This window comes from Wolbachia endosymbiont of Tetranychus urticae (assembly GCF_046529255.1).
Lineage (GTDB): Bacteria > Pseudomonadota > Alphaproteobacteria > Rickettsiales > Anaplasmataceae > Wolbachia.
Genome location: NZ_CP114181.1, coordinates 149,922 through 165,221, shown reverse-complemented (window position 1 = coordinate 165,221; position 15,300 = coordinate 149,922). Strand labels below are relative to the sequence as shown.

The window sequence follows — 15,300 nt, the reverse complement described above, 5'->3', positions numbered from 1 at the left end:
AATCAGCTGTATTTATAGCCGTTAACAATAAATTTAAATGGTATTATACCAGTTAGAGTTGCTTTCATGTTTGATAAAGTAAAGCTAACCTCCACAGCATAGTCTTTCATTTTCTTATTTTGCTCAGCTGCAAAAAGTACAGTGGCATTTCCAGCAAATTTAACTAAGTCCTTGATCGATCGGTCAATAGATAGTGTTGTTACGTTTGTGTTGGTAATTTTTTTTGTGGATGAAACAGCTTCATTGTTTACTTTTTCCTGAAAGTCTTGATAGATTTTATATATAGAATTGTTTTTTATAAAATTTTCTTGATACTTTGATTCAACGATCTGAGAGGACTCGTATGCTTCAACGTATTGACTTACCAAGTACCTTGCTATGGAAGTGTATTCATCTTCTTTTTTACTAAAACTAAGTTTATGTATTGTAGAAAACTCATCTTCTGTGTGGTTCGTGTACTTCACAAAATTTAAATCTTTTTTAACAGGAAGTAATAGGTATATGTTTAGTAATGATAAAAATAAACATACTAAGAGAAGTAACGTTATTAACGCCATCCAAGATCTTTCTACAACGCAGAACAGGTATCTGTGGCAATACCATTCTACTGCTTTCCTGAAATAACTTTTGTTTTTTACTGATTCAACTTCCATAACCTAATTATAATAACTCTAAAAAAACTTTAAAATATGTCTAAATTTTCCAAAATAGTATGAATGATTATATCACCTTGTTCTGCAATAAGATGAAATTTATCAATTTTCTTCACATCTAAATTTATCATTTTTACACTGAAGCTTTCGGGATCATAAGTATTACTTTCTGCACTTTTGTGATAATTATAGTAGTGTAATTTATTTTGATCATCAAAATAACCAAATTCATCAGCAAGGGTTCCCACTTTTCTGCCTTTACCGTCTCTGACTAGCTCAAATAGATCAATTACATGGTTTTCAGATCCAGGCTCAATAAGACCTCCTACAGCAAAATTTAGGTGCATGACCAACATACTCCTTAAATTTTAGATTATTAGTCTTTTTTACACTACCAAAATCCACGAATTTATATTCATCTGAAAGATCAGAATATTGTGGATCATACTTTTTATATTCAAAAAACTCATTACCCAAAAAATTACAAAACGTTAGTTTATAGTCATCATGATTGAGTTTAATAACTTTAAGATAATGAAAATCTCTAGGAATCTTTACTTCCTCTTTCGTAATATGATTACGTACAACAAGCTCACTACTGAGCATATAATAGCCAATTTTTGGCAAAGTAGCTATATTGATTGACTTGTTTAGCTTAAAATTTGCCTCATAGATGCCACTTGATAGCTCCTTCCCTTTTTCTAAAGTGACGTCTTGATCTAAAGATGTATTCTTGATTAAACTCAATTCTTTTTGCATGTTCAGTATAGTGTTTGTTAAAACTTCTATTGATTGCCATACAGTTAATTTATTATCATTCAAGTTATATACTTTCAGTATTAAATTAGCAGAATTTTATCATAAATTTATGTTAAAAGTATTACATTTTTGTGTCATGATGTTAACTATATTAGCTAAAACATGCTTTTTATCTAAGCGAAATTGCTTTGCAGCAACGAAAAGTTCATCTATTTCTTTCCATTGACTTAGTAGAATTTCAACATTATTTACTTCTTTCTTTATACTTTCTAAAATGGAGGTTTGAATTATATGTGATGCTAGTTCTAGCTCAATCTCACTATTAATTATTTTATTAACTATATCAGAATTATTTAGATTACGGAAAAATGTATAAAAATGCTTATGTGACTCATAAGCACCACTTTTTATTGCATTTATTATTACTCCCGGAGTTCCAGGAAACAAAGTAATGATCTCACTAAATACTTTATCGTCGAATTTACACTGAGATGAAACAACCTGCTTTGTTTCATCGTAAGTTAACGGAAGTAAATTCAGCTGAAAGCACCTACACCGGATGGTGGTTTGTATATCATATGGTTTATGGCTAATTATAAGTATTTTAGAATTTTGTGGCGGCTCCTCTAATATTTTTAATATTGCATTTTTAGCATTATTAGTCATTGACTCTAAGCTATCTATTATAGCTATTTTATATTCTGATTGAATGGGGCTTAAGTGCAAAAAGTTTTTCATTTCTCTCACCTTTTCCACTCCTATTGTATCACCTTCAATAATGTGTAAGTCCAATGCTACTTCATCGTAATTTTTTATAAGAAACCAATTAGAAAAGGATTTTGCGAATGTTGCTTTTCCTATACCTTTTTTACCACAGATCAGCCAAGATTGAACAGACAAGTTGTTCACTATCTTTTTTTTTGCTTGGTTGTGGCCTATCACCTTTTTCATTCTTTCTCCTATAGATCTTAGTTTGGAAATTCGTTATTTATTGTTTGTAATGAAATTTTACCTTTTCTTAAAACCTTAATCTTGTCTCTAGTTAAGTCAATAATAGTAGATTCTATACCAGAAACTAATTCATCATCTTCAATTACTGCAGATAAGTGTTGCTTAATAGACTGAGGTATATCTCTTGCTTTGCATATACTTTTTTCTCCTGAAATGTTAATACTAGTTGCAACTACTGGAGTTTTCAGTTCATTTAATATTGAAATCGCAATAGGATGATCAGGAATTCTTATGCCTATACTATCTTTAAAGAACTCATTTGGTAATATACTGTTATCTTGAAGTGGTAAAATATAGGTCATTGGTCCAGGAGAAAAATAGTTTATTAAATCGATATACTCTTCCTTTACCTTTGCTATATTTATCAAACTATCAATATTACTAACAAATACAGAGAGCGGCTTGTTTTGAGAACGCTTTTTTATTCGATATATTTTTTCTATAGATTCGTTACCTAGCGCATTACAAGAAAGAGCATATACTGTCTCTGTTGGAAAGCATGCTAACAAATTATTTTTTATTGCATTTATTACTTCAAATACCATATATCTAAAACTTATGTCTACAATAGCTCTGGGTTTACTGTTATCTCGCTATATGGTAGCAATTAAGATACCGAAATGGCTAGCACGCATCTGTTGTATACTTACAGTAAATTTTATTAGCAACTGCTCGTTTTGACTGCTAGTACAACATTGTATAATTCTATTATGGCTATTTTGATCAAAATTTGCAAGACTTTTTATGCGAAATACTATATACAAGTGATTGTGATTGATTTCAATTTGATGAATTAACATTCTAATAATATTTTGCTTATACCAATTCCCGCTATACAAGCAACGAATAGAAAATAATGGAAAAAAGCCATACTGAAGTAAGTAAAATAGCGAGGTTTAGATGGCATTAAGATCAAAATTATTGGATGAAAAAGTGGTGAAATCAGCAAAAGAGATGCTGAAGAGAGTAAGAAATAATGCGTATGTTGCAAAAAAACTAAATGCTGTAATTGCAGCAAAAAAGCACAGTATAACAGCTGTAGCAAAAATATGTTGCATTTCGAGAAAGGCAATTACTACATGGATAAAGCACATAAAATTTGGAAGAGAAGAAAAATTATTTGCTCCACCTCAACGCCGTAGAAAAACTATATTGAACCAAAGTCAACTTGAACGAATTGAGTTGTGGATAGAGGAAAACCCCAATATTACTATTAGAGAAATGAGAATAAGAATCCAAGAAAGATTTGGTTTGAATATCAGCAAATCCGCAATACATCGTAATATGCAAAGAATGAAATTCTCATATATCACACCAAGACCAGTTCATAGTGGACAAGATAAAAACAAGCAAGAGGAGTTTAAAAAAAAACCTCAATGAAACTATTGTCATGCATTCTGAAAAAGAACTATTTTTCTTCGATGAATCACGGTTTGGTACACATTCGAAAGTTGGACATGGGTGGTTTAAAAAAGGCAGTAGGACACAGGTTAAGGTAAAATTAGGTAGGGAAAATTTTTATCTCTATAACGCTAATTCTGGATTAAAAAGAGAATAGAAAAGTCAGGAGAGTAGGGTAAACTCAACAAATAGAAAAAAATAGATGAGGTTACCCATGGAAGATATAACAAAACTGTTTTGTCTGGTCGATGATTTTTGCAGAGATATAGAGAAAAATTTTGCAGATAAACTACTGCCAAACGGTAAAAAACCCACAAGAGTGCCAAAAATTACACATTCGGAAATTATCACAATAATCCTCCTGTATCAGCAATCTCCCTGTGAAAATTTTAAGGCTTTCTACCTGCATTACCTAACATTGCTCTACAAACAGAGTTTTCGAAGTTGCCTTCATACACTAGGTTTGTTGCTCTAAAGTCCAGGGTTTTGTGGCATTTAGCCATGCTATTACAGTGCCTTTGCGGATGGTCAGAACTTACTGGAATCTCATACATAGATACAACTCCTATTGCAGTTTGCCATGCAAAAAGAATATCAAGAAATAAGGTTTTTGCTGGAATTGCAAAATTAAGCAAGAGTACATATGGCTGGTTTTTCGGCTTTAAACTACATTTGATAATTAACGAGAAAGGTGAAATTCAAGCTTTTACGCTTACAAGAGGTAATGTTGACGATAGAGAGCCTGTAGCAAACCTAACTAAGAAATTAACCGGTCTTTTGTTTGGTGATAAAGGCTATATTAAAAAAGAGCTTTTCCAAGAGTTGTTTAACCGCGGTTTGAAACTTGTTACCAAGGTGAAAAAGGGGATGAAAAACACATTAATTTCACTACATGAAAAGATTTTGCTGAGAAAAAGGTCGATCATTGAGACGATTTTTGGCTACCTCAAAAGTAGACTTGAAATTGAACATACTCGCCATAGATCTCCCGTTAATTTCTTGGTTCACATCTTTTCTACTCTCATTTCCTATTCCTTGAAATCCAAAAAGCCTTCCATTTCCTATACTTTCTTCCTTCCTTAATCCAGAATTAGCGTTTATAGTTAAATCTAAACTATTTTGGCTATATCAGAAGACGGGTTATGCAGAAACCTTAAAATACTTCTTGCTTGCCAAGGAGAATAAATACATTCCTACAAACAAGCAGATACTCAATATCGATGCATAGGAAAACTTGAAAATTAAATCTTTAATATATATATTGATAGGCATTTACCTGCAGAAATTTTGTATAGTAGTCCAACACAAATAATCGTACTATCAATGACCGATGCTATAATTAAAGTGATGAAATTTGCCATATGAAAATTCAATTTCGACTTTAATTCTTCAAAAACAACTATGCTTGAGAGAAGAGAGATTAAAATTGCAGTATATAGAACCAGTATCATAAAACTAAAATTTTGCAATTTAAAAAGACAGCATATCACTGTACACACTATTAAGCTGTAAGTAGCTTTGCTTCTACCATAAAACTCAACCATTGAGTTTACAACTAAAGTAGCTCCCACAAGTAAGGCAGCACATATCATTAATTTATTTGAAGTGTTAAGTAAAGAAAGACTGATAAGCAAGAGTATTGATAAAATGGACGTAATCACCTACCCAAATTTAATAATATGCATTTATTTTAATCAGACATTACACATAATGAAAAATTTGTCTAGCGTAATCAAAAGTTATTTAAACTAGTACCTAAGTCTTTCAAATCTATTCTTATAATATCCTTTATATTGAGAGCTTTCTCCTCTGTCACTTTTCCAATACATGAAAAAACTATACCTTTAAACAATTCTTCAAACTTCCGCTGATTTTGCGGGGCAATGGTTACTAATATTCTACTTTGCGATTCAGAAAACATTATTATCTTGTTTATTATGTCTGTATTTTGTGTTTTTCCTATTGGTACTAGTGAAAGATCAATTTCAGCACCAAGGTCTCCTGCAATTAGCGATTTTGCCAAAGCAATAATTAAGCCGCCTAAGTTTGGTGCAATTGCAGAGACAATTATGCCATCTTTTATTGCCTGGTTGTAACGTTCATACAACTTCCTAGCGCTCTTTGCATTAACTTTTGGCACGTTGTTATTATCTATTCCACTATATAACTGATATTCAGATCTACCAAGCTCATCGTGGGTTGTACCAAGCACATATATCAAGTCCCCTGGCATTTTCACATCAAGCGATACCGCATTTTCAATATTTTCTATAATTCCAATTGCTGAGATTAGTAATGAAGGTGGTGCAGAGATTATCACTTTCTCGCCATTTTCATCATATCCCTTGAAGTCATTGAACATACTGTCTTTTCCGGATATGAATGGTGTTTTAAATGCAGTTGCAAAGTTGTAACAAGCCTCTGCAGCTCTCTTTAGTTGCCACAATCTTTCTGGATTATAAGCATCACACCAGCAAAAATTATCGAGCAACGCTAGATGATTTATATTTCCTCCTGCAGCTACGTAGTTGCGTATGGCAGTGTCAATCGCACATGCTGCCATGTGATAAGTGTCAATTTCTCCATAACTTGAGCCAAATCCCTGCGATTTTACAACACCTTTGTTTGAAGAAAGGACTGGCCTCGAGACAACAGCTTCGCTGCACACTCTTCCCTTGCCTTGCAGTGGTTTCAGTATTGACGATCCTTGAACCTCATGGTCATATTGCACCACTATAAACTCTTTGCTGCGTATGTTTGGTCTGCTTAGCATTTCTTTTAGTTCAAAGGTGTCATGCAAGTAGCTGAGACTGGAATCCATTTCGCGCTCAGCTCCACCATCGTATGGGTTTTGGCGTAAAATGTTTGCAGGCTTTACCTGCTGGATCCCAGTGTCAAGCACTGGGATGACAGGAAAGGATACAGCAGACTCCTTAGACCACGGTTTCGTCTGTAAATGCACTTTGGGATTACCGTCATGCAGAAATTCAGTTTCGATGTCCATTATTACTTCTCCTGGGGGACATTTAACAACGGCTTTGCCACTTTTGTTGAATTCTCCAATTACACAGACCTCCACATCATGTGTTTTCATGATTTGCTTAAACGCAGGAAGATTTTCTTCTGGCACTGCTAAGGTCATTCTCTCTTGTGATTCTGATATCCATATTTCCCACGGAGCCATACCATCGTTTTTAAGGAGAACCTTGCTCAAATCAACTTCAAATCCGTCTTTTCCCATTTCACCAATGGACGATGATAGACCTCCTGCTCCATTATCCGTTATTGCATTATAAAGACCAAGATCTCTTGCTTCTACGACGGCGTTGGATAATTTTTTTTGTGTTATAGGGTCACCAATTTGCACAATTGTTGAAGGACTGTTTCCCGACAATGCCTCTGAAGAAAAAGTTGCACCGTGAATTCCGTCCCTTCCAACTCTTCCACCAATAATTACGATTTTATCACCATTTTTGGGTTCTTTTATGTGTGAAGGTGCATTATTTATATTCCGTGGAATAATTCCGATGCTTCCAACAAAAACTAATGGCTTTCCACAGAATCTATCGTCAAAGTATACTGATCCAAGTTGCGTTGGAATACCGGAGCAATTACCAGCAACATTAACACCGTGAATCACTTCTTTCATTATATATTTTAGTGGTAAGATTTTATCAGTACGCTCTTTATCTCTATAAAGTTTGCCTTTTGATTCTTTGGCAAAGCAAAAGTAATAAGTATTCATGATAGGTTCTGCACCTTTGCCAAAACCGACTATATCTCGGTTAACTCCAAGCACTCCAGTCATTGCTCCACCGAACGGATCGAGAGCTGAAGGACTATTGTGAGTTTCAACTTTATCTACAATCAAGTAATCGTCATCAAAAATTATTCCTCCTGCGTTGTCGGAGAAAACTGACACGCATATGTTAGAATTTATCTCACGCGTTGCACGCTTAATATAATGAGCATATAGACCGTCTTTTATTTCATCAATAGGGGAGCAAAAAATATTGTGTTTACAATGTTCAGACCAAGTCTGTGACAGAGACTCAAGTTCAATATCATATGGATTTCTACCGAGTTTTTTAAAGTAATCCTTTATAGCTTTCATTGCTGCCAGCGAGAGCCCTAAAGTGCCATTACCATCGATTCCATCTCTGCTGATTTTTTCAAGCTCTTGGTCACTTACATTGAGTTTGACAGATTTTGCTCCATTATTACCTGGTGTCATCCCAGTGCTTGACACTGGAATCCATTCTTTTTTTTCCTGGTCACTCGCTGTAATGACACCAACTGGGGTATTTTGTTTACTGTAATACTTCCAATGGCAATTGCCGTTTTCTTTATAGAAAAGTGTGCAATATTCAGTAATAGGATTGAATTCCTGTTTTATGTCATCTTCGGTTGGAAAACCTCCTTGACTTAGAATCAATTTTGAACTTCTTGCCTTGATAGAAACACTTTCATCAATGTGGCGTTTGCTCATTAGATATTCTCTAACAATTTGTTTTGCCGTGTTTCCTACGTTATCGGTCATGCCAGGTAAAAAGCTTATCTCCAAGCCCCACTTTGCTTGTGATTCTATGAAGTTATATTGAACTTCTTCAAGGTTTTCATTGTAGGAATAATAACGGCAGTCTTGTATGGCTTTATTATAAAATAGCCCACAAATTTCTTCATGTAATTTTGATGGTAATTCTTTGCTTATGTAAATCAAGTAAACATTAACTACCCTTCTGCGGCTAACTTGTTCACATTTATTAAAAACTTCTATTCTGATGTTTGCCATGTAATATTGTGAAAGACTTTAATATATCATAGCATAAGAAACTGTGAGCACATTTATATTTTAAATAATTTCTATACAATAAAAGTGTTGTATTAATTGTTACTGTTAGTGGGAAGAGTTTTTACTGTTAATGTGAATGAGTCCCTTTTTGATGTGCTGGTTCAGCACATATTTTCTGAATATGAAAGAGAAAAAATTCCCGAGATAAAGATCATACTTCCCTGCAAGAGGGATGTTATAGCATTGCTGAGTGCATTCAAGAATTACAGAACTATAATTTTGCCAGAGATAGTTTCACTAGAAAACATTGATGAAGAAGATTTAATATTAAATCTTGATAGAGTTAAAGTTATTAACCCGACAAAGAGAACGCTGCTACTCATTCAATTTATATTGGAGTGGAATAAAAAACACAATGATAGTTTTCCAATCGATCTAGTTTACAGTTTGCCGTCATTACTTCAATATACCCAAATAGCGGATTGTTATCAGCTTGATGAACATTCGAAGAAAATGGAGAATTTCATAAATTTACTTATCAAAACTTGGAGTAACACTTTAAAAAATTTAGGAGTAGTAGATATACTAAAGCATAAGAGTGACTACATAAACAATATGATAAACTCCCTGAAGAAAGATCAGCATATGATCTTTATTGGAATTGGAAAGGAGGAGATTTATAAGTTGTTGATTAAAGCTGTATACGACCTGCCATTTGGAAAGATAATTTTACCTAATCTGAATTTGAAAATTAAAGAGAAAGATTGGCAATCACTTGATAAAAAACATTATCAATATTGCCTGAAAGATCTGCTCGATTATTTAAGTATAGGAAGAGAGGATGTAAGTTTTCTGCCAGAAGTGTGTTCTGATGTCATCCCAGTGCCCAGACACTCGGATCCAGAAAACTTAACTTTAAATGAGTGCACCAGTTGGCTGTACAATAGAAACTGGATTCCAGTGTCAAGCACTGGAATGACATCATCTACTACTCAAATTACCTGCAAATTACAATGTTCGTACACTAAAAATCAGAGGGCTGGGATGACAGGCAGTTCTGAGCTAGATTATGTCTTTGATACAACTGCTGATCTAAGTAAAGTTAGTAATGGATATATTGGCAATATTGAAGTCATCACTTGTGATTCCAGAGAGGAAGAAGCACAGGTGACGTCACTAATTATAGAGAATGAAGGTTATGAAAACGTTTCTTTGTTTGTTTTTGATAAATTACTTGCAGTTCGTATGGTGTGCCCCATATCGGAAAACTATTCTTATGTGACGCTTCTGCTTTATAGTATTGAGATTTTGAACTCAAAATGGAAGGGTGTGGCATTGCTTTCTCTTCTTAAACATAGGCTAGTGACTTTTGGTTACGCTCAAGAAGAGTACACTCGTATTTTATCTGAGTTTGAGATAGAAGTATTGCGTAGCTTTGATATAAATGGTCTTAAGGATATTATCAACGCTATTAGTACTTGTAAAAAGCTAAGATATAAAGAAGATATATTAATTATTATCAGTAGATTAGAAACTATATTTAATCTTTTACTTAATCTTATAAATCATCCTATTTCTGCTATATTAGCAGCTCATTTACAGTGTGTTAATGTGCTTTCCAATGTGAATTTTCTGGAGCTAAATGGTGAAATAGGTAATTTTACTCGCGATTTCTCAAATGCATGTAACGGTATAGCAATTGAGTGTTCCTTAGAGTTATATAGTCAAATCCTGATATTATTTTTAAAAAGGAAGTTTTTTTCTCCAGAAAATAACTTTGATAAATTTAGCTTATATCATAATAAAGTTGTAATACTTGCTGGATTTAATGATACACCAAATTTTCAGAATCCGTTTTTGAATGCACTGAATAGAGAAAAATTCAATCTTCCTTCTGTGCAAGAAGAGCAAGGATACTTTTTGTATACTTTGCGCAATTTATTTGGTGCCTGCAAGGTTTATATTACAAGGCTAATGAGTGATAGAAGATCAATTCTATTGCACCGTTTGGAGATTCTGTTGCAAAGACCAAAATATCCTTACCGCGATTGGCTAAGAATATTAAATACACCTGAGTGTATTGTTCCATGTACTCAGCCTATGCCAAAACCTAAAACTGAAGTGAGGCAAGCAAAAATGCAAGTGATATCTTGCAGTGCAATAGAAAAGCTAATTCGCAATCCTTATTCGTTTTACGTTGAATATGTACTGAGCCTTAAACAATTAAGAGACTTGAATTTTAAGCCATCGATATTGGAATTTGGCACTATGGTACATAACATTCTTGCAAGATATTTACGCAACAAAAAGTTACCAATGAGTATTGCACGAGAAACATTCTCGTCTAGTAGATTCCACTTTTCAAATATGTGGTGGGTAAGGTTGCAGAGGATAATTCAATCTTTTGTTGAGTTTGATAGGACTGGAAACAATCAAGTTGAGTTGGAGAAGAGCTTTTCCTATCCGATATTTCATATTCCAGCGCGTGACACACAACTGCGCGGATGCTGTACAACTTCCACTAAGAATAAGGGTGTCATCCCAGTGCTTGACTACTTGGATCCAGAAAATTTGATTGCAAATGAACACACCAGACAATTGTGTAATAAGAGCTGGTCAGATACTCGAATGACAGAAGAAATTTTATTGACAGCAAAATGTGATAGAGTTGAGTATCTACCAGGTGGGCAAGTAGCAATTATAGACTATAAACTTGGTTCACCACCTTCCAATGAGGAAGTTATGTCAGGATTTTTCCCACAATTAATTTTACAAGCTTTAGCAGTGGAATACACAACAAAAAAAGAAGTCTCGGAGCTTGCTTATTGGAAACTTGATTATGATAAAATAAAGGTTATTGCTTTGAAAGATTATAGACAAAAAATGCATGAATTTCAGAATATTCTACCAGATTTCTTATCTAATTATTTAAGAGATACTACTCCCTTCATTGCCTCTCCTTATTTTGATAAATTCCTGAGATTTAACATCTACAAACAACTAGAAAGGATAGGGGAGTGGTTATAAATTATATCTCCTCTCATCCAGATCAAAATAGCTGGTTGTACAGCTGGTTTACTAAGTGTAGTAGGAGAATTACTAGATTGTGATATAGACTCATCTTTGCTAGACTCAAACAACCATAAAAAAACACTAAAAAGTGATTCAATCAATTTTAGCCATTAAAACTTGAATAGTGGCTAAAATAGCTTTAAATTGTATATTTATTTTAGGAGGGGTATATGCCATCACAAAAACAGCTAAATGCGCAGCTAATTGATGCTGCTAAAAAAGGACAGCTAGATTTTGTTCAGCAGGCTATACAGGGTGGAGCAATTATTAATACAATAGATGATGATTATGGGAGAACTGCTTTAATATGGGCTGCTGACAATGGTCAACTAGAGATATTACAATACTTGATAGAAGAGGGAGCAAATGTTAATGCAGAATCTCCGGGAAACATAACTGCTCTAATTCATGCTGCTGCCCATGGTCATCTTGAGGTAGTACAACTTCTAATAGCAAATGGAGCTGATTTAAATGTGAAACGTAAAGGTCAATTCTCTGCCCTAACATATGCTATTGTAAATGGCCATACGGAGATAGCAAAGCTTCTAACTAGATATCATTTAATAGCTAATCTTGATATGTCATACCAAATTCCATTACTAATCGAACAAATAAGAAACATTACAAACTCGTTTAATAGTAGCACTGGAAATACTGACAATAAAATTACACAGAACATCTTCAAGTAAGCCTATGGTATCGTAGACTCTGTTGCGTAAAGTATTGTGTTTGATATATTGCCACAACCTCTCAACAGGATTCAGTTCTGGTGAATAAGGAGGCAAGTATATAATGGTAATGTTTTTCTGAATTTTCAAACTTTTTGATCTATGCCAGCCTGCACAATCCATTACAAGAAAGGCTTTTTTAACGCTAATTCTGGATTAAAAAGAGAATAGAAAAGTCAGGAGAGTAGGGTAAACTCAACAAATAGAAAAAAATAGATGAGGTTACCCATGGAAGATATAACAAAACTGTTTTGTCTGGTCGATGATTTTTGCAGAGATATAGAGAAAAATTTTGCAGATAAACTACTGCCAAACGGTAAAAACCCACAAGAGTGCCAGAAATTACACATTCGGAAATTATCACAATAATCCTCCTGTATCAGCAATCTCCCTGTGAAAATTTTAAGGCTTTCTACCTGCATTACCTAACATTGCTCTACAAACAGAGTTTTCGAAGTTGCCTTCATACACTAGGTTTGTTGCTCTAAAGCCCAGGGTTTTGTGGCATTTAGCCATGCTATTACAGTGCCTTTGCGGATGGTCAGAACTTACTGGAATCTCATACATAGATACAACTCCTATTGCAGTTTGCCATGCAAAAAGAATATCAAGAAATAAGGTTTTTGCTGGAATTGCAAAATTAAGCAAGAGTACATATGGCTGGTTTTTCGGCTTTAAACTACATTTGATAATTAACGAGAAAGGTGAAATTCAAGCTTTTACGCTTACAAGAGGTAATGTTGACGATAGAGAGCCTGTAGCAAACCTAACTAAGAAATTAACCGGTCTTTTGTTTGGTGATAAAGGCTATATTAAAAAAGAGCTTTTCCAAGAGTTGTTTAACCGCGGTTTGAAACTTGTTACCAAGGTGAAAAAGGGGATGAAAAACGCATTAATTTCACTACATGAAAAGATTTTGCTGAGAAAAAGGTCGATCATTGAGACGATTTTTGGCTACCTCAAAAGTAGACTTGAAATTGAACATACTCGCCATAGATCTCCCGTTAATTTCTTGGTTCACATCTTTTCTACTCTCATTTCCTATTCCTTGAAATCCAAAAAGCCTTCCATTTCCTATACTTTCTTCCTTCCTTAATCCAGAATTAGCGTTAAGAGTATTGTAGAAAAACTCGAGTCACCGCAAAGAGGAAGTGTTACATATAGCGGTAAACAGACTCCTATTGATGAAAGTGTTAGTAGTGACGACAGCGGTCTAGAGTCTGAGGCTGCATTTGATACTTCTTTCTGCTCTGAAATAAATAACGACGGAGCAGCTATAGTATTTTCTAAAATGAATGATAAATTTCCATTATGGTATTACCAACCAAAAGTTGTAAGTCTGTACATTTATACATTAGAGGTCTGAGGCGGCTTTTGATGGTATGCCAACAGTGTTCTATGGGATTCAAATCTCACTTTTACCCACAACTTTGAGAGGTCATTATGCGAAGCATAACCATGCTTTCCCTGAGGTTTTCATAACCACGCCATAGAGTCATAGTTCCTGGTAAATTATCACTTTTTCTATTCATAAATCCACCTAATTTTCCTAACCAAATAATAGCTTGTTTTATGTTTGGAGGTTCTTCTGGCAATTTGGCTACTTTATGCTCACGTATGTAAAGGGTTTTCCACTCTTCATTACTTAAAACCTTAGTACAAACCTCCATAGGATTCGATAAAGCGATTTTTGTTAAATATAAAATATTAAATGCAATAATGCTCTTTATAGCGATTAATTTCTCTAATCTTTCTTTTGTAGCTAAACGAGAGCTTTCTACCTTACATCCTGATTTTAAAATCCTAAAATACTCCTCGATTTTCCATCTTAGCTTATACCAATTTATCCTTTCTATAGCATCTAAAGTGCTATTAACTGGTACATTAGTCAGCAAAGTCCAATCAATAGCTTCTACTCTTTCAGGAGGATTTGTTTCTTTGGCACTTACTACATATATAGCGATTTTATCACTTATTTTATGCTCTGTATCTTTCGATCCATAAATGTAAGGAGATCTGATAGGTATATAGCCTTTCATATACCTGACTTCAATGTTAGCTTTTCTTGAGATCTGGTATTTATTTTCAGCAACATTCAAGACAATTTCCTTTTTTACAGGCAGTTGAGTTATACGTGTTTGCAAATCCGTTTTTCCCCCTTCAATACAGATGAATTTCCTATTAGTTCGGTTGCGGATTACATAAAAACTGTCCAATGATTCAACAGTCCATAAAAACTTAAAAATATCTGCTTCCCTATCACCAATAGTAACAAGCTGTACACCTTCTGCGAGGTTATTTAGGGTTTCTTTTAGTGCCGCTATCCACTTATAGCTTTCTTTCTCCTTTATAGCAGTACGGTATTTCCTGTTTGCTTTTTCTTGGGCTGTTTCTTCCCTGATAGAACGTGCCCAACACTGTTGAGAAGATAGCCCTAAAGGTAATCCGTCTTTGTTAACCATTAAGTTACTGTGCAATAACAAACCCTTTTTATATTTTGTATAGGCTTTAGAAATACTACCTAGACCCTTAGTCTTTATATGAGAGTCAAAATCCAAATAACTTGTATCTTGAACTGAAAATACCAGCTCATTTCCTTTTATCCTTTCCATAGTTTCTTTATAATGGGAAGAATAAATTTCCTTAGCTTCAAGCTTCTCATTGCTAAATAATCTGTATGCACCTTTAGCTTCTTTCCATCCTACACAGCTTTGACTAATTGACCCAGACGCCTTATTCTCTATTAAATAGCTTGTTTTAATAAGTCTTGTATTAAGTCTTACATCTCCCAGATTAACATGTCTCAACTCTTTTTCTAGCCATTTATCTCCTAAGCCATCAGCACATTGTACATTTCTATTTACTTCACACATTTTTACCTCAT

General features: G+C 34.1%; 7 protein-coding genes and 5 pseudogenes. 5 read left to right on the top strand and 7 right to left on the bottom strand.

Translation table 11 applies throughout. The annotated features are described in order from the left end of the window. Positions 1 to 2 precede the first annotated feature (2 nt). The 4 genes and pseudogenes from O1Q06_RS01000 to O1Q06_RS00985 form a co-directional block, all read right to left on the bottom strand. Positions 3 to 653, bottom strand: a complete 651-nt coding sequence (locus tag O1Q06_RS01000; protein ID WP_410542774.1) for a VirB8/TrbF family protein — start codon at positions 651 to 653, stop codon at positions 3 to 5. Between the two features lie 29 nt (positions 654 to 682). Then, positions 683 to 1,475: pseudogene (locus tag O1Q06_RS00995) on the bottom strand (hypothetical protein). 36 nt (positions 1,476 to 1,511) lie between these two features. After that, positions 1,512 to 2,363, bottom strand: coding sequence for a DNA polymerase III subunit delta' (locus O1Q06_RS00990; protein ID WP_410542773.1), 852 nt, complete (start codon positions 2,361 to 2,363; stop codon positions 1,512 to 1,514). Between the two features lie 17 nt (positions 2,364 to 2,380). Beyond that, positions 2,381 to 2,968, bottom strand: a complete 588-nt coding sequence (locus O1Q06_RS00985) for an L-threonylcarbamoyladenylate synthase (protein ID WP_410542772.1) — start codon at positions 2,966 to 2,968, stop codon at positions 2,381 to 2,383. Positions 2,969 to 3,323: 355 nt separating this feature from the next. Here O1Q06_RS00985 and O1Q06_RS00980 point away from each other — a divergent pair. Next, a pseudogene (locus O1Q06_RS00980) lies at positions 3,324 to 3,957 on the top strand (IS630 family transposase); the annotation flags it as partial. Between the two features lie 81 nt (positions 3,958 to 4,038). Next, a pseudogene (locus tag O1Q06_RS00975) lies at positions 4,039 to 4,907 on the top strand (IS982 family transposase). A 649-nt stretch (positions 4,908 to 5,556) separates the two neighbouring features. Here the strand turns inward: O1Q06_RS00975 and O1Q06_RS00970 are convergent. Continuing rightward, a complete protein-coding gene (locus tag O1Q06_RS00970; RefSeq protein WP_410542771.1) occupies positions 5,557 to 8,616 on the bottom strand; it encodes a phosphoribosylformylglycinamidine synthase subunit PurL in 3,060 nt (1,019 codons plus the stop codon). Positions 8,617 to 8,724: 108 nt separating this feature from the next. On the opposite strand from O1Q06_RS00970, the gene O1Q06_RS00965 reads away from it, so the two are divergent. Beyond that, positions 8,725 to 11,643 (top strand): WPE palindromic element domain-containing protein, encoded by a 2,919-nt coding sequence (locus O1Q06_RS00965; RefSeq protein ID WP_410543122.1) that lies wholly within the window; start codon positions 8,725 to 8,727, stop codon positions 11,641 to 11,643. 215 nt (positions 11,644 to 11,858) lie between these two features. Beyond that, positions 11,859 to 12,377, top strand: coding sequence for an ankyrin repeat domain-containing protein (locus O1Q06_RS00960; RefSeq protein WP_410542770.1), 519 nt, complete (start codon positions 11,859 to 11,861; stop codon positions 12,375 to 12,377). On the opposite strand, the pseudogene O1Q06_RS00955 reads toward O1Q06_RS00960, so the two are convergent. Next, a pseudogene (locus O1Q06_RS00955) lies at positions 12,288 to 12,711 on the bottom strand (transposase); the annotation flags it as partial. The gene O1Q06_RS00960 and the pseudogene O1Q06_RS00955 overlap by 90 nt on opposite strands. Between O1Q06_RS00955 and O1Q06_RS00950 the strand changes: the two are divergent. Next, positions 12,645 to 13,512, top strand: a pseudogene (locus O1Q06_RS00950) (IS982 family transposase). The pseudogenes O1Q06_RS00955 and O1Q06_RS00950 sit on opposite strands and share 67 nt — an antisense overlap. A gap of 322 nt (positions 13,513 to 13,834) precedes the next feature. Here the strand turns inward: O1Q06_RS00950 and O1Q06_RS00945 are convergent. Next, entirely contained in the window at positions 13,835 to 15,289 is a 1,455-nt protein-coding gene (locus O1Q06_RS00945; RefSeq protein ID WP_410542423.1) for an IS4 family transposase, read from the bottom strand. Between the last annotated feature and the right edge of the window lie 11 nt (positions 15,290 to 15,300).